Origin of the sequence: Methylopila capsulata, from assembly GCF_016907975.1 — a bacterium.
GTDB lineage: Bacteria > Pseudomonadota > Alphaproteobacteria > Rhizobiales > Methylopilaceae > Methylopila > Methylopila capsulata.
Map to the genome: position 1 here is coordinate 449,611 of NZ_JAFBCY010000001.1, position 17,550 is coordinate 467,160.

16 protein-coding genes are annotated in these 17,550 nt (G+C 69.2%); 11 read left to right on the forward strand and 5 right to left on the reverse strand.

Annotated elements, in window-relative coordinates:
- Positions 1–48 precede the first annotated feature (48 nt).
- From JOD31_RS02105 to JOD31_RS02125, 5 genes are read right to left on the reverse strand one after another with little or no spacing between them, the layout of a single operon-like run.
- Positions 49–1,689, reverse strand: a complete 1,641-nt coding sequence (locus tag JOD31_RS02105) for a branched-chain amino acid ABC transporter permease (RefSeq protein WP_204948658.1) — start codon at positions 1,687–1,689, stop codon at positions 49–51.
- Between the two features lie 2 nt (positions 1,690–1,691).
- Positions 1,692–2,573, reverse strand: coding sequence for a branched-chain amino acid ABC transporter permease (locus JOD31_RS02110; protein WP_204948659.1), 882 nt, complete (start codon positions 2,571–2,573; stop codon positions 1,692–1,694).
- Positions 2,574–2,577: 4 nt separating this feature from the next.
- Positions 2,578–3,336, reverse strand: coding sequence for an ABC transporter ATP-binding protein (locus JOD31_RS02115; protein ID WP_204948660.1), 759 nt, complete (start codon positions 3,334–3,336; stop codon positions 2,578–2,580).
- Entirely contained in the window at positions 3,333–4,097 is a 765-nt protein-coding gene (locus JOD31_RS02120; protein ID WP_210341289.1) for an ABC transporter ATP-binding protein, read from the reverse strand. The genes JOD31_RS02115 and JOD31_RS02120 overlap by 4 nt, the downstream gene beginning before the upstream one ends.
- A complete protein-coding gene (locus tag JOD31_RS02125; RefSeq protein ID WP_204948662.1) occupies positions 4,097–5,383 on the reverse strand; it encodes an ABC transporter substrate-binding protein in 1,287 nt (428 codons plus the stop codon). The genes JOD31_RS02120 and JOD31_RS02125 overlap by 1 nt, the downstream gene beginning before the upstream one ends.
- 246 nt (positions 5,384–5,629) lie before the next feature.
- On the opposite strand from JOD31_RS02125, the gene JOD31_RS02130 reads away from it, so the two are divergent.
- The 11 genes from JOD31_RS02130 (at position 5,630) to JOD31_RS02180 (ending at position 17,541) form a co-directional block, all read left to right on the forward strand.
- A complete protein-coding gene (locus JOD31_RS02130; RefSeq protein WP_204948663.1) occupies positions 5,630–6,400 on the forward strand; it encodes a response regulator transcription factor in 771 nt (256 codons plus the stop codon).
- Positions 6,393–7,919: an ATP-binding response regulator gene (locus JOD31_RS02135; RefSeq protein WP_204948664.1), complete on the forward strand. Its 1,527-nt coding sequence runs from the start codon at positions 6,393–6,395 to the stop codon at positions 7,917–7,919. The genes JOD31_RS02130 and JOD31_RS02135 overlap by 8 nt, the downstream gene beginning before the upstream one ends.
- Before the next feature lie 26 nt (positions 7,920–7,945).
- Complete coding sequence (locus JOD31_RS02140) at positions 7,946–9,163, forward strand: ABC transporter substrate-binding protein (RefSeq protein WP_204948665.1); 1,218 nt, start codon at positions 7,946–7,948, stop codon at positions 9,161–9,163.
- Between the two features lie 85 nt (positions 9,164–9,248).
- Complete coding sequence (locus JOD31_RS02145) at positions 9,249–9,995, forward strand: Crp/Fnr family transcriptional regulator (protein WP_204948666.1); 747 nt, start codon at positions 9,249–9,251, stop codon at positions 9,993–9,995.
- 273 nt (positions 9,996–10,268) lie between these two features.
- A complete protein-coding gene (locus JOD31_RS02150; RefSeq protein WP_246482305.1) occupies positions 10,269–11,564 on the forward strand; it encodes a M20 family metallopeptidase in 1,296 nt (431 codons plus the stop codon).
- Between the two features lie 37 nt (positions 11,565–11,601).
- Positions 11,602–12,633, forward strand: coding sequence for a taurine ABC transporter substrate-binding protein (locus JOD31_RS02155; protein WP_204948667.1), 1,032 nt, complete (start codon positions 11,602–11,604; stop codon positions 12,631–12,633).
- Positions 12,630–13,454, forward strand: a complete 825-nt coding sequence (locus tag JOD31_RS02160; RefSeq protein WP_204948668.1) for an ABC transporter ATP-binding protein — start codon at positions 12,630–12,632, stop codon at positions 13,452–13,454. Before JOD31_RS02155 ends, JOD31_RS02160 begins: the two co-directional genes overlap by 4 nt.
- Positions 13,451–14,242: an ABC transporter permease gene (locus JOD31_RS02165; RefSeq protein WP_204948669.1), complete on the forward strand. Its 792-nt coding sequence runs from the start codon at positions 13,451–13,453 to the stop codon at positions 14,240–14,242. Before JOD31_RS02160 ends, JOD31_RS02165 begins: the two co-directional genes overlap by 4 nt.
- The gene (locus JOD31_RS02170; protein ID WP_204948670.1) at positions 14,239–15,648 is read left to right on the forward strand and encodes an amidase family protein; all 1,410 of its coding nucleotides are present in this window, start codon (positions 14,239–14,241) and stop codon (positions 15,646–15,648) included. The genes JOD31_RS02165 and JOD31_RS02170 overlap by 4 nt, the downstream gene beginning before the upstream one ends.
- Positions 15,649–15,730: 82 nt before the next feature.
- Complete coding sequence (locus JOD31_RS02175) at positions 15,731–17,101, forward strand: NAD(P)/FAD-dependent oxidoreductase (protein ID WP_204948671.1); 1,371 nt, start codon at positions 15,731–15,733, stop codon at positions 17,099–17,101.
- A 131-nt stretch (positions 17,102–17,232) separates the two neighbouring features.
- Positions 17,233–17,541, forward strand: coding sequence for a hypothetical protein (locus JOD31_RS02180; protein WP_204948672.1), 309 nt, complete (start codon positions 17,233–17,235; stop codon positions 17,539–17,541).
- The last annotated feature ends 9 nt before the right edge of the window (positions 17,542–17,550 follow it).

Sequence of the window (17,550 nt, forward strand, 5' to 3'; positions counted from 1 at the left end):
GCGATCGCCGAGCGCCGTCGGCGGCGATGATCAGGACTCGAGGAGATCTCAGGACTCGAGGAGATCCTGGACGCGGCGGAGGAAGACGCCGTGATAGGCCTCGTCCGTCGACGTGTAGATCTTGTCCTCGACGATGCGCGGAGCGACGCCGCGCTGCCCCGAGAGGGCGACGATGCGGTAGGCCTTGAACGGCTCGACGGCCACGATCGCGTATTTGTCGTTCTGCGGAGCGCGGCGGAAGTAGAGCAGAAGGCGCTCCAGCGGCTCGCTGTGCTGGCCGAGCGGCTTCTTGCGGTGCTCCTCGATCAGCTCCGGCGAGATCACCGTCTTCAGGAACTCGCGCTGCATCTTGTCGTAGCGGCGCCAGTACAGCAGGTCCTTGTCCTTGGTCTCGGTGGCTTCCTCAGGCAACATCTCGCCTCCTTTCTCGGCCCGCATGGACCGGCGTTCGCTCTTCTTCTTGTCGCGCCAGGCCCGGAACTGAGCCTTGATGCCGAACAGCCCGCCCTTCAGGAACAGCACCACCCCGAGCATGATCAGGCCGATGAGGATCAGCCGGAGCGGACCGGTGGAGAGCAGCACCTTGTCGAGCAGGATCACGATCGCGGTGCCGACCACCGCGCCCTCGGCCCGGCCGATGCCGCCGATGACCAGCATGGCGAGCCCGAGCAGCACCGTGTCGAAGCTGAAGATCGAGAACGACACGCCGCGGTAGTGCGCGGCGTAGAAGCCGCCGATGAAGCCGAGCCCGATCGACGAGATCACGAACACCCAGATGCGGGCGCGCCGGAAGTCGACGCCGGTCGCCTCCGCGAAGGCCTCGCGCTTCTCGGGCGCCATCTTCAGGATGCGGCCGAGCCTGCGGCCGTCGATGAAGCGGTAGAGCGCAAGCCCCGCCAGCATCACGCCGAAGCAGGCGTAGTAGGCGAGCAGCGACTGGTCGTACTGGTCCCACCCCTGCGGGATGTAGGTGTCGGCGCCGTAGAGACCGCCGGTCGACGACCCGAACTGCTTCGACTGCAGCGTGTAGACGCGGCAGAGCTCGTTCAGGCCGATGGTCAGCAGCGCGTAGTAGAACCCGTCGAGCCGGATCGCGGGCACGGCGATGATCATGCCGAACACCAGGCCGATGCCGGCGCCGACCAGCGGCAGCGCCCACCAGGGCAGCCCGAGGTTGATCGACAGCCACGAGGTCCCGAACGCCGCGGCCCCCACCACGGCGTAGCTCGCCAGCGAATAGATGCCCGCGGTGCCGATGATCAGCATCCAGCAAAGGTTGATCGCGGCGTAGATCGAGAAGGTCGCGCCGGCCGTCAGCAGCGTGTTCTGGAACGACGTCGGCATCACCAGCGGCGCCAGCATGAAGGCCAGCAGGCCCAGCACCCACCAGATCGGCCGCTTGTCGACGATGGTCTTCTCGAGACGCATCGTCTTCGGATTGTAGACGCTGCGGATGTTCAGCGCCCGCCGGCGCGTCCCCCAGTAGCGGAAGCGCGGCCAGGTCAGGCCGCCGTGGCCCGGCCACTTGTAGTAGTAGCGCAGCCGCCCGACCGGCAGCATCGGCGCCTTGGACGTGGTGGTCTCGTCCCACACGTCCTGCGGGCTTTTGTGCGGGATGGAGGGGACCTCCTTCTCCGCGCCTTCGACGCCCCAGAAGTAAAGCGGATTGCGCCAGATGTGGCCGGTCATGCTCAAGCTTCCCGAGCGCGGTCGAGGATACCCGCGATGCCGCGGGGACGGACGAGCAGGATCAGGATGATCAGGATGAACTGGGTGATCAGCACGTACTGGCCGCCGAGCAGGCGGGCGGTGAGCGCCTCGTTGAGGCCGAGGATGATCGCCGCGATCACCGCGCCCCGGACGCTGCCGAGCCCGCCGCAGAGCGCGATGCTGACGCCCTTGATCATCGGCGCGAGGCCGCCGAAGGGCGAGATGTAGTAGGTCTGCGACAGCAGCACCGCCGCGAGGCCCGCGAGCCCGCCGGTGATCGCCATCACGTAGAAGCCGGTCTTGCGCACCCCGATGCCGACGATCGAGGCGGCGTGCGGGTTCATCATCATCGCCCGGATCTCGAGCCCCCGCCGGCTCGACCGCATCCAGAGCAGCACCGCGGTCACCACCACGATGGAGACGACGACGTTGCCGATCTTGTCGGACGTCAGGACGATCCCCGCGAGGTTGATCTTCCAGAAGCCGAAGATGTCCGGCAGATTCTTGGACCGCGGGCCGAAGACGTAGAGCAGCGCCTGCGTACCGATGAGGCTGATGGCGAGCGTCGCGATCAGGCCGCGGACGGTGAAATTCGGCTTGTCGTGGATCGGGATGAAGGCGAGCGCGCAGACCAGCAGCCCGCCGAGGGCGCCCGTGAGCACGCCCGCGGTGAGCACCACCACGCCGTTGGTCGAAATGTACTGCGAGGCGAGCCAGGCGCCGTAGCCCGACAGCGCGAAGATGAAGCCGTAGCCGAGGTTGATCAGGCCGACGCTCGACCAGGTAATGGAGAGCCCGATCGCGAGCGTGCCGTAGATGCAGGCGAGCACGATCGCGTTGGTCAGGATGAAGCCGACGTCCATGGGATCAGAGCTCCCGGCGGGTCTGGAAGGACAGCGACGCCGAGGCCTCGCCCTTGAGCTTGCCGACATGCATGCCGATGACGCGGTCGACGCGGCCCTCGAGCAGCGCGACGTTCTGCTCGGCGATGATCATCGCGGACTGGCCGAGCTCGACATCGAACAGCGCCTCCATCACGCCCTTGCCGATCTTGGGCGCGAGGCCGAGCGAGGGCTCGTCGACGAGGAACAGCGAGGCGTCCGCCATCAGCCCGCGGCCGATCGAGACCATGCGCCGCTCGCCGCCGGACAAGCGGCCGACAGGGGTCTTCAGCAGCTTCACCAGCGGCGGGAAGATCTTGAGGATCTTCTCCTTGCGCTCCTTGCGCTCCTTCCAGGCGCGGGGCGTGAAGGCGCCGGAGTCGAGGTGCTCCTCGACGGTGAGCCCGTGGAAGATCTCGTCGCCCTGCGGGATGAGCGCGAGGCCCTGGCGGACCACGAGGTGGGTGTAGCGGCCCGGGCCCTGGCTGCGCGTGCGCCCGACCTCGACGCCGTTCAGCAGGATCGAGCCGCGCTGCCAGCCCGTGAGGCCGGCGATGGCATAGAACAGGGTCGACTTGCCGTGGCCGTTCAGGCCGACGATGCCGACGCGCTCGCCGGAATAGACCGACAGGTCGAGGTCGTGGATGACCCGCATCGGACCGTAGCCGGCGGACAGGCCCTTCACCTTCAGGATCTCGCGCCGCTCCGCGGGGGCGGCGGGCTGCGCCGCGACGGGGGCGCTCACGCGCCGTCCCCTTCGCCGGGTCCCTCGAAGTAGGCGGCGTGGACCTTGGGGTCCGTCAGGATGTCGGCGAGCGATCCGGAGGCGATGACGGACCCTGCGTCCATCACCATCACCCGGTCGGCGATGGTCTCCAGCAGCTCGATCCGATGCTCCACGATGACGATCGCCACGTTCATCTCCTTCGAGAGCATGCGGATGAGGTGGTCGATCTCGTCGACCTCCGAGTTGATGAGGCCGGCCGCGGGCTCGTCCATCAGCAGGATCGCCGGACGCCGCATGAGCAGGCAGGCCAGCAGCAGCTTCCTCCGGTTCATGGTCTCGAGCTGCGCGGTCGCGTCGTCGTGGTCGACGTGCAGATGCACGAGCTCCGCGCCATACTCCGCGTCGAGCCGCGTCAGGTAGGGGCGGTAGGCCTGACGGGCGGCCTTGAAGGTCTGGCCGACCGTCAGTTCATCGGGCACCACGGGGGTCTGGTAGGTGCGCCCGACGCCGAGGCGCGCCCGCGCGTGCAGCGGCAGCCGGGTGATGTCCTCGCCCTTGAAGGTCACCCGCCCGCTCTTCGGCCGCATGCGGCCAGACAGCACCTCGAACAGGCTGGTCTTGCCGGCGCCGTTCGGGCCGATGATCCCGAGCACTTCGCCGGGCCGGACGTCCAGGCTGATCCCGTGCAGGATCGAGCGGCCGCCGAGATCGAGCTTGATGTCCTCGCACGCGAAGAGCGGCGCGTCCGAAACGCGCGCCGCCCTCGCAGGCGCCGCCATCAGCTCCACCACGGCGCGGGCTTGAGCGCGGATTCCTTGATCTCGTAGGGATAGATGATCTTGTGCTCGACGTCCTGGACCTGGACGTAGAGCTGGCTCATGCCCTTCTCGAGCTCGGTCGCCGTGACCGCGAACCCGTTGTCGGGGAAGTGCCCGGACTCCTGATATTCGTTGTTCATGTTCATGTATCCGCAGACCCCCCGGTAGGGGTTGGTGCGGATCCAGTCACAGACCTCCTTGAACTTCGAGGGGTCTCCTACGGCCTCCCACGCGGCCTTCAGGTAGTAGGCGATGTCGTAGCCGTTGCCGGTGTAGACGAGGCCCATGATGCCGGGGAAACGCTTCTTGTACTTGGCGCGGAAGGCGTTGCCCTTCTCGTCGGCGTAGACGCCGAGCACCGTCGACCAGCAGAAGCCGTTGGCCGCCTCGCCCGCGAGCGTCAGGAACTCGGGCTGCGACGGGCCGTACTGGAGATAGACCAGCGAGTTCGGCACCGGATCGGCCTGGAACTGCTTGCAGAAGGCGGCGTATTCAGCGGCGACCCAGTGGTCGATCATGATCGCGCCGGCGTCGACCTCCTTCAGCTCCTGGATCACCGGACCCCAGTCCTGCACCGGGAACTGGATGTCGGTGATCTTGGCCACCTCGAAGTCGCTCTTCTTCAGCGCCTCCTGGGCCGCGCGCGAGATCGTCTGGCAGTAGGCGACCTGCTCCTGGACGATGTGCACCTTGCGGTTCTTCGGCTTCCAGGCGCCGGAGCTCTCCATCGCCTTCAGCCAGATCGGGTAGGTGTAGCCGTAGTGCACTTCCGACGGGTCGGTTTGGAAGACGTGGCTGTACTTCTCGGGGTTCTTCTTCACCGCCTCGGTCGCAGCGCGCTGGGTGTTGCCCTCGAGATAGGGGCACTTGTACTTGGCGGAGGCGTCCATCGCAGGGATCGGCACGAACACGAAGGCGTTCGAGATCGCGTGCACCTTGGCGTCGACGCAGGCGGCGATCGCCTGCTGGCAGCTTTCGGGCGAGAGCTTGTCGACGTCGGTGACGTAGAGCTTCAGCGGCCGGCCGAGGATGCCGCCGGCGGCGTTGATCTCCTCCATGGCGAGGGTCGTGCCGTTGAGGTGGTCGAGGTCGTCGGCGACGCCTGCGGCCGCGGTCTGCGACGTCGGAACGCCGAGCAGGATGGGCTCCGCCGCCCAGGCCCGCGAGATGAAGGGGGTCGAGAGCGCCGCCGCGGCGCCGCCCGCCGCCGTCGCCTTCACAAGTGTCCGCCGCGTGATGTCTTTCATCGTGCCGCCCCCAGGGTCGCGTTAAACGATCGCGAGATCACTACGCATTACGTCTAGCTCTCTGGGCTAGAGGCTAGGCGGCGGGCTTTTGGAGTGTCAACTGCATTTCGTCCCACGAAACGAATTTTCTTTTGGTATCCGCTTCGCGATCTTCTGCATTTGGCCTTCGATCCGCCTATGTATGAGGCAGACGCCTCTCCAAAGTGGCTATTGAGTAAGCTAGCCAATTCGTTTAGATCGGAACCCATGCTGAACTCCTTCGAGAGCATCGCTCCCAAGCCGAGGCGCCGCGGCCGCGCGGAGGACGCCGACCGCGCGCCGCGCCCCGACGCCTCGCGCGACGCGCCTGCGGGAGCGCGGCTGAAGGTCGTCATCGCCGACGACCACTGGATGGTCCGGCAGTCGCTCAAACAGGTGATGCAGCGGCTGGAGCAGACGATCGAGATCTACGAAGCGGAGAGCTTCGCCGAGGCCGCGGAGACGCTGGCGCGCCATCCCGACGTCGATCTCATGCTGGTCGATCTGGTGATGCCGGGGTTCGAGGCCTTCGCGGGGCTGCGGCGGCTGCGCAAGGAGTTCCCGACCGTCCCGCTCGTGGTCGTCTCGGTGCACGAGGACGTCGAGCACGTCATGCGCTCGGTCGAACACGGCGTCATCGGCTACATCCCGAAGTCGGCGGGCGCGCCCGAAGTGGAGCGCGCGCTGGAGCGCGTCCTCGCCGGCGAGGTGTCATTCCCTCGCCGCATCATCGAGCGGTCCGCCCCCGGAACGCCGGCCGCCCCGACGCCCGAGCCGGCGCCGGACGCGCCGGCGCTGACAGACCGGGAGCGCGAGGTGATGGAGCTGCTGGGACGCGGCGCCTCGGTGCGGAAGATCGCGGAAGCCTGCGGCGTCGCGGAGCAGACCGTTCGCGTCCACCTGCGCAACGCCATGAAGAAGCTAAACCTCCCCGACAGATCCGCGGCCCTGCACTACGCCATGAGCCTGTTCGGCGGCGCCAACGCCGGCCGTGGCTGACGGAGACTCCGCGTCGGAGGCGAACGCCGGTCGCGTGTTCGCCGGTTTCGACGCTTTGCCGAACGGGGCCGCGGTCTGGGATGAGACGGGCGCACTGCTCTTCGCGAACCGCGCATTCCGCCGGAGCTTCGACTTCGCGCTTCCTGTCGGCCTGCTCTACGCGCGCTTCCTGACAGCCGTCGTGGCCTCTCGGGAGTGGCGGCTGCCAGATCCTCCGGAGATGTGGATCGCGGACCAGGCCGCGGCCTTCGGAGACGAAAGCGAAGCCGACTACAAATCGGCGGACGGACGCGTTGTCCGGATGTCGGTCGCCCCCGTCGACGGCGGCGGCGCCATCACCATGCTCTCGGACGTGACGGCCGCGGAGCGCCGGGAAGCGACGCTGCTGGCCGCCAAGGAGAAAGCCGAGGCCATCGACGAGGCGAAGTCGCGCTTTCTGCGGGCCGCCAACCACGACCTCAGGCAACCCCTCGCGGCGTTGAAGATCATGATCTTCAACTGCGTGCGCGAGACAGACGAGGCGCGCCGGCGCGAACTGCTGCACGGCATGGACGTGTCGGCGTCCGTGATGGAGGATCTGCTCGGCGCGCTGCTGCAGATCGGACAGCTCGACGCCGGCCGGATCAAGCCACGGGTCGCGACGTTCCAGCTGTCGACGCTGTTCGAGCGTCTCGAGATCCAGTTCCGCCATCAGGCCACGGACAAGGGCTTGAGCCTGCGGATCGTCGGCGCCCGCGCCGCGGTGTCCAGCGACCGCGCGCTGCTCGAACGGATCCTCAGCAACATCGTCGCCAACGCGCTCCGCTTCACCGACGTCGGCGGCGTGCTGGTCGGCTGCCGGCGACGCGGCGACGGGCTCCGCATCGACGTCGTCGACACCGGGCGGGGCGTCGCGGCCGAGGATCAGGAGAGGATCTTCGACGAGTTCTATCGCGCGGCGGACGATCGACGGCTCGAGAAGACCGGCCTCGGCCTCGGCCTCAACATCGTCAAGCGCCTGTCGGACCTGCTCGGCCATCGGATCCAGCTGCAGTCCGCGCCGGGCGTCGGGTCGCGCTTCTCGGTGTTCGTGCCGCTCGGCAACGTCTGGCACAGCGAGGTCGTGGAGACCGAGGTGAACGAGGCGGTCGCCGGAGAGTTCGTCGGCGCGCCCATCCTGCTCGTCGAAGACGACGACGCGCTCCGGGAGGCCATGGGCCAACTGCTCGACCGTTGGGGCGTCGATCGGCGCTCCGCGGCGGGGGCCGAGGAGGCCGCGGCGATCGTCGCCGGCGGGTTCCGGCCGCGGCTGATCATCGCCGACTACAGCATCCGCATGAGCACCGGCCTCGACGTGATCGCCCACGTCCGGGCCGTGTCGGGAGCGGAGATCCCCGCCTGCATCATCACCGCCGACGCGGAGCCCGGCGTCGTCGAGCGGGTCCGCGCCGCGGGCGTGCCCTTGATGGTGAAGCCCGTCAGCCCGCCCCGGCTCAGGGTGATGATGCACCACCTGCTGTTCGAACGAGACCCCGCCTGAACCGAAACGCCGGAAGGACGAACGCCGTGGTCGACGCCTTCATCCCCATTGGCAGCATGGTGCCTCTGACCGGCCCGTCCGCGGCCGACGGCGCCGAGTTTCGCAAGGGCGTCATCCTGGCGGCCGAGGAGGTGAACGCCCGTGGCGGCCTCCTGGGCCGCCCGATCAGGCCGATCTTCGCCGACACCGGCCGCCAGGGCGCCGAAGACGTGGTCGCGGCGGCCCGCACGCTGATCGGGACGCACAAGGTCCACGCCATCGTCAACGGCTACAACATCGGCCCGCAGAACTCCGAGTACGAACCGGTGGCGGAGGCCGGCGTGATCTACATCCACGCCAACACGCTGCTGCAGCACCACGACACGGTGATGAGCGATCCCGATCGCTACTTCGGCTGCTTCATGACCGACCCCGCCGACTACTGGTACGGGCCGGGCTTCCTGAAGTTCATCTCGTGGCTGCGGGACACCGGCCAGTGGAAGCCGTCGTCGAACCGCATCGCCATCGTGTCCGGCTCGAAGCCCTACAGCATCGTCATCGCTCAGGCGATGGCGTCGTCCGCCGCCAAGTTCGGCTGGCGCGTGTGCTTCGGTCCCGAGATCGTGCAGACGCCGACCTCCGAATGGCGCGAGGCGCTCGACGCGATCCGCGCGACGGAGCCCGCGGTGATCGCCAACACCCATTTCTATTCGGGCGATCTTGCGAGCTTTCAGCTGCAGTTCATGGAGCGCCCGACCGACAGCCTCGTCTATCTCCAGTACGGCGCCATGCACCAGTCGTTCTCGGACATCGCGCAGGGCAAAGGCGTCGGCGTGCTGACGAGCACGGTCATCGGCCTGCTGCGCGACGAGATGGGCAAGAGCTTCGCTTCGCGCTACGTGGCCCGCTTCGGCGAGGGCTCGACGCCGCACATCGGCTGCCAGTCCTACAGCGCGCTGCACCACTACGTCCTCGCCGCCTCGCTCGCCGGCGGCTCGGCCGGGCCCGGCGGCTTCGAGCAGAACCGGAAGGTGGCGAAGGCGCTGAAATCGGTGATCTACCGAAGCGTTTCCGGCACGATCCGCTACGACGAGCAATGGCAGGCCGCCGCGCCCTACCCCGTGGTCTCCCAGGACCCTTCGTTGGGCCTCCCGCACCTGTTCTTCCAGATCCAGGACTACCGCAAGCCGCTCGCCCTGATCGCGCCGGAGCCGTTCAACACCGACCGCTTCGTCCTGCCGCCCTGGATCGACGCGCGCGGCTGACGACCCTGGACCTTGATGAGCCCCGCGGCCGCGCCGATAGTTGGCAGGCGCCCGCGCAGATCGCCGACGGCCAGGACAGGTTCGCATGAACGGCACCGAGCACAGCTCCGGCGACATGCTTCTCTCGGAGGAGCAGGCGGACGCGGCGCCCGCGCCGGGCATGCTGGGGCCGCTCGCGCCGGAGGATCGCGCGCGCGTCGAAGCGCATGGGCGGCGGATCGCGTATGAGCGCGGCCAGACCATCTTCCGGCAGGGCGACGCACATGACGGCGTGGTGCTGATCCAGCGCGGTCTGGTCCGCAGCTTCTACGCCGCGCCGCAGGGCCGTGAGATCACGCTGGCCTACTGGCGGCCGGGCGCCTTCGTGGGCGGGCCTGACGTCTTCGGCGGCGGGCGGCACATCTGGGCGGCCGAGGCGGCCCGTCCCACCGAAGCGCTGCACCTGCCCGGCGCGGGCCTACGGGCACTGGCGCGCGAGGTGCCTGACCTCGCCCTCGGCATCATCGACGCGCTCGCCTACAAGGCCCGCTGCTACTCCTCGCTGGCGCAGATGCTCGGGACCCGCTCGCTCGGCGAGCGGCTGGCGCATGTGCTGCTGCATATGATGCAGATCCATGGGGTGCCGGACGACGACCAGGCGAAGGGCGTCGCCATCGCGGCCTCGTTCACCCACGCGGAGATCGCGGCGCTGATCGGGGCTACCCGGCAATGGGTCACGATCAGCCTCAACCGGCTTCAGAAGGACGGCGCGCTGAGCCAAAAGCGGGGTGTGCTTCGGATCCTGAAGCCGGACGCGATCATTGCGCTCGCCGGCGGCGACCGCGCAGCCTGAGGCCACGGCGCAGAAGACGGCGGAGTGCGCCCCGTCGGGCGCCCGCCTCGGCGCCATTCAGCCCCCTGAGGAAATTTTCTGACAGTCCGGCCCCCGTCGCGGGAATCCGTTGGTTTTCCTGCGGCGATGCGCCGACAGGCCCACCGACGAGAGGTTGCGAGGGCGTGGCACGGAGCTTGCGCTTGAGAGCCCGACGCGGCGATCGGGCTTGATCGCCGAATAAGGAAACTAATCGACTCAAGTGATCGATTTAATCTGGTAGATCGCCTCAGCATGACCATCGCCCCCGCCGCCATGACCGACCTCGAGCGCCGCGTGCTCGACGGCGTCACCGAACAGGCCTGGCTCAGCCTCGCCTGCGCCCTCATCCCCGCAGGTCAGCCGGAGGCCGAGAACCCGCTCGACCCCGATCAGCCGGCGGGGCGCGAGGAGGGCGCGGCGCTGTTCATCGCCGGCATCCTGTCGGACCTGGGCTTTTCCGTGGAGTTGCCAACCAAGCGCGAGGGCCGGCCCAACGTCGTGGCGTCGCTGGCCGGCGAAGGCGGCGGCAAGTCGCTCATCCTGAACGACCACCTCGACACCTATCCCGCGGGCGACTGGGCCGCCTGGACCATGACCGGCGGCCATCCGTTCCGCCCGACGCGGCACGGCGACCGTCTCTACGCCCGCGGCACCTCCGACACCCGCGGCAACCTTGCCTGCACGCTGCTCGCGGCTCGTGCGGTGCTCGCCGCCGGCGCGCGGCTCAAGGGCGACTTGCAATGCGTCTACACCGCCGACGAGGAGAAGAACGGACCGGACGGCTCGATCTTCCTGCTCGACGAGATGGGGCTCGACGCGGATTGCGTCATCGTCTGCGAGCCCACCGCGTGGACCGCCCCCGACGAGAGTTGGGGCATGGGCGTCGCCGTCGCGAACGGCGGCAATTATCTGGTCGAGGTCGAGGCGCGGGGGACCAAGACCCACCTCTGGCGCCCCGACACCGGCGTCAACGCGGTCGCCAAGATGGCGCGGCTGCTGCCGGCGCTCGAGACCATGGCCTTCGCCCACACGCCGGCGAAGCTTGAGGGCGGCACGCCGCCCCGCACCACCATCCTGCGCATCGGCGGCGGCGTTCCCCGCGAGATGCAGTTCACGCCGGACGTCTGCCGCGTCGTGCTGGGCGTGGTCGGGATCCTGCCCGGGATGACGGCCGACAGCGTGATGGCCGACATCGACGCCGTGATCGCGGACGCCATGAAGGCCGATCCGGAGCTTGACGCCTCCGCGCGGCCCTATCCCGGCGCGCTTTTCGTCGACGGCACGCTGGAGCAGGACGGCGACGTCGAGCCGACTGCGGCGCTGCGGAGAGCCTACGCCCGCGTGCTGGGAGCCGAACCGAAGCTCTACCGCAAGAACGCCTTCAACGACACGATCCGCTTTGCCGAGCGCGGCAAGGCGGCGGTGACCTTCGGTCCCGGCGACGACGGCTGGGCTCCGATCAACGAAAGCATCCACATCGGCAAGGCGGTCGCGGCCACCAAGGTGCTCGCGCTCGCCATGCTGGACATCCTCGGCGTCGCCGAATGAGCGCCGCCCCCTGCCCCGCCCCTCGAGGAGACGTTCGATGATCCGCGCAGCCTTCGGCGTGAGCCGCCGTCTCGTGCTTCTGGCCGGCCTTGCGCTCGGCCTCGCCGCCCCCGCCGCAGCGCAGGACGCGAAACCGATCCGCATCGGCTTTCAGACCGGCGAGATCAACGTGCTGCTGAGCTACGCGCTCGGCTCCGGCCTTTTCAAGAAGGAAGGGCTCGACGTCTCGACCAAGCCGTTCCCGGCCGGTCCCGCGATGCTGCCGGCGCTCGCGGGCGAAGAGATCGACCTCGCCTGGATGGGCGAGTTCCCCTCCGTCACCGGCTACGCCAACGGCCTGCCGATCGCGATCCTGTTCATGGAGCGGATCGACGCCACCAACGTCAGGCTGGTGGCCAACCCCAAGGCGGGCATCGCGACGCTCCAGGACCTCAGGGGCAAGCGGATCGGCGTCGCGCTCGGGTCGACCAGCCACTACCATACGCTCCGCGCGCTGGCGCAGGCGGGCCTCAAGGCGGAAGACGTGACCCTGGTGAACCTCACGCCGTCCAACATGCCGCCGGCCTATGTCGCCGGCCAGATCGACGCCGCTTTCGTGTGGGAGCCGAACGTCGGCGCCATGGAGCGCGAGGGCGCGAAGCCGATCGCGAACACCAAGAGCCTCGGCATGATCACCGGCGGCGTCTGGGTCGGACGGCGGGCCTTCATGGACGGCGAGCCGGAGACCATGCGCCGCTTCCTGAAGGCCTGGGACCAGGCTCAGCAGGACTACAAGGCGAACCCGGCCGCGGTGCGCGCCTACGACGCGAAACGCGTGGGCATGACGGCGGAGCAGTTCGACGCTCTCGTCGAAGGCCAGAGCGTCGCGCACCCGACCTTCCGGGAGACCCTGACCGCCGACTTCCTCGGCGCGCCGGGCCAGGAGCTCGACTCCCGCCTGATGAAGCACCTGCAGGGCATCGGCGGCTTCCTTCTGGAGCAGAAGCGGATCCAGGCCGAACCCAAGGACTGGCCGGGCCTGTTCGACACCAAGCCGATCCAGGCCTACCTCGCGAGCGCGTCGCAGTGACGGTCGCGGCGCGTCCTCTGTCCCCGCTCGAACCTGGCGCCGCCCCGCTTCAGGCCAAGGCCAAGGCCGCGGACGCGCCGCCGGTGCTCAAGTTCGAGAAGGTCGGCTTCGCCTACGACGGCCGCACCATCATGCGCGACGTCTCCTTCGCGGTCGGGCCGGGCGAACTGGTCGCGCTGCTCGGGCCGTCCGGCTGCGGCAAGACGACGATCCTCAACATGGTCGCGGGCTTCCTCAGGCCGACGGACGGCGTCGCGGTCGTGGACGGCCGCGAGATCGTGGGTCCCGGGCCAGACCGCGGCGTCGTGTTCCAGGCGGCCGCACTGTTCGACTGGATGACGGTGGCCGAGAACATCGCCTTCTCGCTTCGCTGCGCAGGCGCCCGCAAGAGCGAGCGGCGAGCGGTCGCCGAAGAGATGGCGGCGCTCGTCGGCCTCACCGGCTTCGAGGACGCCTACCCCTACCAGCTCTCCGGCGGCATGCGGCAGCGCGTCGGCCTCGCGCGGGTGCTGGCCGCGAAGCCCAAGGTCATGCTGATGGACGAGCCGTTCTCCGCGCTCGACGTGCAGACCCGGGAGAGCCTCCAGGAGGAGGTGCTGCGCATCCGCGACCGCACCGGCTGCACCATCCTGTTTGTCACCCACGCGATCGACGAGGCGGCGTTCCTCGGCGACCGCATCTTCCTGCTGAACGACCTCAAGTCCGGGGCCTACGACACCTTCGACGTCGATCTGCCGACGCCGCGCGCCTTGCCGGAGAACAGGCTTCACCCCTCGTTCCTGCGCCTGCGGGAGACGATCTACCGGAGGATGCGGCATTGAGCCGAACGGACGAGCGCCGCGAGCGCCTGCGCTACGTTCTGGTCGCGACGCTGTCGCCGCTCGCGATCCTGGCCCTCTGGGCCTTCGCGGCCGCGCGCGGCTGGGCCTCGCCGATCATCCTGCCGCCGCCCTCCGCGATCTGGGCGAGCTTTCTCGACATGGCGACGAACGGCTACTCCGGCATATCGCTCTGGACGCATGTCGGCGCGAGCCTCGCGCGCGTCTCCGTGGCCTACGTCGCCGGCGCGGCGCTCGGCGTCGGGCTTGGCCTGCTGCGCGGCCGCTCCCGCCTGATCGACGCCCTGCTGCTGGCCCCCTCCGAGCTGCTGCGTCCGATCCCGCCGCTCGGGCTGATCCCGCTGTTCATCCTGTGGTTCGGCGTGGGCGAGACCTCGAAGGTCCTGCTGATCTTCCTGTCGGTGCTGCTCATCATGATGGTCAACGCCCAGGCCGGCGTCCGCGCCTGCTCACTGGACTCGCTGCGCGCCGCCCAGTCCATGGGGGCCAATCGCTGGCAGGTGTTCCGCTTCGTGGTGCTGCCGTCGGCGCTGCCGCAGATCATGACCGGCCTGCGAGTCGCGATGGGGACGGCGCTCACCATTCTCGTCGCCTCCGAACTGCTCGGCGGCGACCGCGGCCTGGGCTTCCTCATCCTCGACGCCTCCAGCTTCTTCCGCACCACCTATGTCTTCGCCGGCGTCGCGGTGATCGGCCTGATCGGCCTCGCCACCGACCGCGGGCTCGCCTGGGCGGGCCGCCGCATCGTTCACTGGGAGGGACGGCGATGATCCTCGCCTCGCCGCAGGCGCGCCCCGCGCTGACCGATCTCGACGCGCTGCCGTTCGACTTCGCCTCCGTCCGCGCCGCTCTAGCGGACGGCGCCGATCCCGTCGCGCTCGCGCTCGAAGCCCACCGGCGCGCCGCGGCGGTGGCGGGCGATAGCGTTTTCACCGCCCTCGTCCCGGAAGGGACCGTGCGCGCCCGCGCCGAGGAGGCCGCCGCCCGCGCGCGCGCCGGCGACGCGTTGCCGCTGCTGGGCCTGACCTTCGCGGTCAAGGACAACATCCACGTCGCGGGCATGACGACGACGTCGAACTGTCCGGTGCTGGCGCTCGACCCCGGCGCGGGCTCGCCGCTGATCGGCGTGCTGGAGCGGGCCGGCGCGGTGCTGATCGGCAAGAACACCATGGACCAGTTCGCGACCGGCCTGAACGGCACGCGCTCGCCGGAGCCGCTCTGCCGCAACGCCGTGAACCCCGCCTACATCCCGGGCGGCTCAAGCTCCGGCTCGGCGGTGGCGGTCGCGCGCGACGTGGTGTCGTTCTCGCTCGGCAGCGACACCGGCGGCTCCGGCCGCGTGCCCGCCGCCTGCAACGGCGTCGTCGGCCTGAAGCCGACGCTCGGCCTCGTGAGCACGCAGGGACTTGTCTACAACAGCCGGTTCCTCGACTGCGTGCCGGTGTTCACGAAGCGCGTGGCCGACGCCGCGGAGATCCTGCGCGCGATCGCGGGCTTCGATCCCGTCGATCCCTGGAGCCGGCGCGACGCCGACGCCATCGACCTGACGTCGACGCCTCCGGACGCGGGCGCGCGGATCGCCGTTCCCCGCCGCGACCAGCTTCGCTTCTTCGGCGACGCCGCCGCGGAGGCCGCCCACGACGCCAATCTGGGCACGCTGCGGGCGCTGGGCTTCGACCTGGTCGAGATCGACTTTGCGACGTTCGAGGAGGCGGGGCGGCTCGTCTTCCAATCGGCCTTGGTGGCCGAGCGCCTGGTCGACTACGGCGAGGTGTTCGCGAACCGACCGGAGGGCGTCCACCCCGCGGTGCGCGCCTCGATCGAGCCCGGTCTCGCCTACTCCGCGCGCGACGCCTTCGAGGCGATCTACCGCATGCGCGAACTGGCGCGCGCCGCCGAGATCGCGCTCGCCGGCTTCGCGGCGCTGGTGACGCCGACCGTGCCGACGATCTTCACGATCGACGAGCTGCTCGCCGAGCCGATGGCGCGCAACACGGTGATGGGGACCTACACCTACTACGTGAACCCGATGAACCTCTGCGCCGCGTCCGTCCCCGGCGCGCGCCGGGCGGACGGGTTGCCCTCCGCGATCAGCGTGGTCGGGCTGGCGGCCGCCGACGGCCGGATCATCGGACTGGCCGAACGGTTCGAGAAGCGGCTTACCGAAGCAGGATAGAGCCCCGCAGTCCGCGCCGGCCGAGCGGATATTTACGCCTCTTCAGTGTATGAAGGCCGCGGAATGGCGCGGGAGAGCGGGCATGTCGAACTCTGAGACCGAGGTGAGCGCAACGCCCGGCGCGCGCGGCCCGTCGTTAGGCGATCTCGCGCGCGGGCGCGCCAAGGGCGACCTCGGCGCCACGCCCTACTGGTGGGACGCAGCCCCGCCGATGTCGTCCGGATTCCCGCGGCCGCCCGCAAAAGCCGACGTCGTCGTCATCGGCTCCGGCTTCACCGGTCTTTCGGCCGCGCTGGTTCTCGCGCGGGCCGGCCGCCAGGTGGTCGTCCTCGACGCCGGGGTTCCGGGCTTCGGGGCGAGCACCCGGAACGGCGGCCAGGTCGGCAGCGGAAACCAGAAGTTTCGCGTCCGCACGCTGATCGCGATGATGGGCGAACGAACGGCCGTCGCGCTGCTGCGCGAAGGCGTCGAGATGCTGGACGGCGTCGAGGCCCTAATCGCTCAGGAAAAGATCGATTGCAACTTCGCGCGCTGCGGTCGCTTCCGCGGCGCGATGCGCCCGGAGCATTACGAGAGCATGGCCCGCGACATGGCCGATCTCACCCGGTGGGCGGGGGTCGAGGCGGCCATGGTCCCGAGGCCTGAGCAGGCGAGCGAGATCGGCTCCGACCTGTTTCACGGCGGCGCCGTACTGCCCCAGGACGCGGGGCTTCACCCCGGCCGCTATCACGTGGGGCTGATGCAGCGGGTGATCGAGGCCGGAGGCGTGGTCTGCGGGCGCGCCGCGGTCCGGGACATCGTCTCCGAAAACGGGCGGCGCTCCGTCCGCCTCAACGACCTGACGATCGACGCCCGCGACGTTCTGGTCGCGACCAACGGCTACACCAGGAACGTCGGCCCGTTCTTCGCGAAGCGCATCGTGCCGATCGTGTCGGCCCAGATCGCGACCGAGCCGATGCCGCAGGAGCTGTTCGACGCGATCCTGCCAAGGAAGCGCATGTTCGGAAACTCGAACCGCGTGTTCTTCTACTTCCGCCCCGCGCCCGGCGAGACCCGCCTGATCTGGGGCGGCCGGTCGAACCATCTGGCGTCGAAGACCTCGGCCGCGGCCTACGCGCATCTCGCTCGCGATCTGCTGCGCACCTTCCCGGCGCTCGAGAACGTCGCCGTCAGTCATGCGTGGAGCGGGCGGATCGGCTACACCTTCGACGAGTTTCCCCATCTTGGCCGGACCGACGAGGGCGTGCACTACGCCATGGGCTACTGCGGAACCGGCGTGTCGCGCTCCACCCATTTCGGACGGAAGATCGCACTCCAGATGCTCGGACGCCCCGAAGGCGCCAGCGCCTTCAGCGACATCGCCTTCCCGAGCCACCGGTTCCAGAAGCTTGCGAAGCCGGCGGTCCCGGTGGTCGAATCCTGGTATCGGCTTCGCGACGCCGGCAACTTCTGACGACGAAGCCTCGCTTCCCAGATCGATCCGACTGCCGACTTGGACGGCGAGAACCACGCTCCCTCGCGTGCGATCCCGGAGGGAATCAGCGAAGACTGCGTCTGCCCGATTCGGGCTTCGGGAGATGCGTGGTGACGACAGATCGCGAGACGGAGGCGCGCGCCGAAGGCGCGACGGTCGGGCTCGAGCTCGCGCGCGCCGCGATCCGCCAGAGCCGGGAGAACCCGACCGAGGACCAGCGCGCCCAGCTCCGGGCCGGCATCAACCGCCGCGTCAAGGCGGGCGCCGCGAGCCTCAAGATCGCCGGCGAGTCCGAGGCGGTGATCGACGCCTGGCTGGCGGGACTTCAGTCCGCGTTCACCCGCGAGGTCGACGCTGCGTCGCGCGTCATCAAGTCCGCCCTTTCACAGCGCGGCCCGCGCAAGGCCGGACGGGCCTGAAAACGGCGC

Coding starts and splice junctions, on each gene's coding strand:
- JOD31_RS02155 (WP_204948667.1), top strand. CDS start 11,602: ATGATCCGCGCAGCCTTCGGCGTGAGCCGCCGTCTCGTGCTTCTGGCC.
- JOD31_RS02105 (WP_204948658.1), bottom strand. CDS start 1,689: ATGACCGGCCACATCTGGCGCAATCCGCTTTACTTCTGGGGCGTCGAA.
- JOD31_RS02175 (WP_204948671.1), top strand. CDS start 15,731: ATGTCGAACTCTGAGACCGAGGTGAGCGCAACGCCCGGCGCGCGCGGC.
- JOD31_RS02145 (WP_204948666.1), top strand. CDS start 9,249: ATGAACGGCACCGAGCACAGCTCCGGCGACATGCTTCTCTCGGAGGAG.
- JOD31_RS02150 (WP_246482305.1), top strand. CDS start 10,269: ATGACCATCGCCCCCGCCGCCATGACCGACCTCGAGCGCCGCGTGCTC.
- JOD31_RS02110 (WP_204948659.1), bottom strand. CDS start 2,573: ATGGACGTCGGCTTCATCCTGACCAACGCGATCGTGCTCGCCTGCATC.
- JOD31_RS02120 (WP_210341289.1), bottom strand. CDS start 4,097: ATGGCGGCGCCTGCGAGGGCGGCGCGCGTTTCGGACGCGCCGCTCTTC.
- JOD31_RS02125 (WP_204948662.1), bottom strand. CDS start 5,383: ATGAAAGACATCACGCGGCGGACACTTGTGAAGGCGACGGCGGCGGGC.
- JOD31_RS02170 (WP_204948670.1), top strand. CDS start 14,239: ATGATCCTCGCCTCGCCGCAGGCGCGCCCCGCGCTGACCGATCTCGAC.
- JOD31_RS02130 (WP_204948663.1), top strand. CDS start 5,630: ATGCTGAACTCCTTCGAGAGCATCGCTCCCAAGCCGAGGCGCCGCGGC.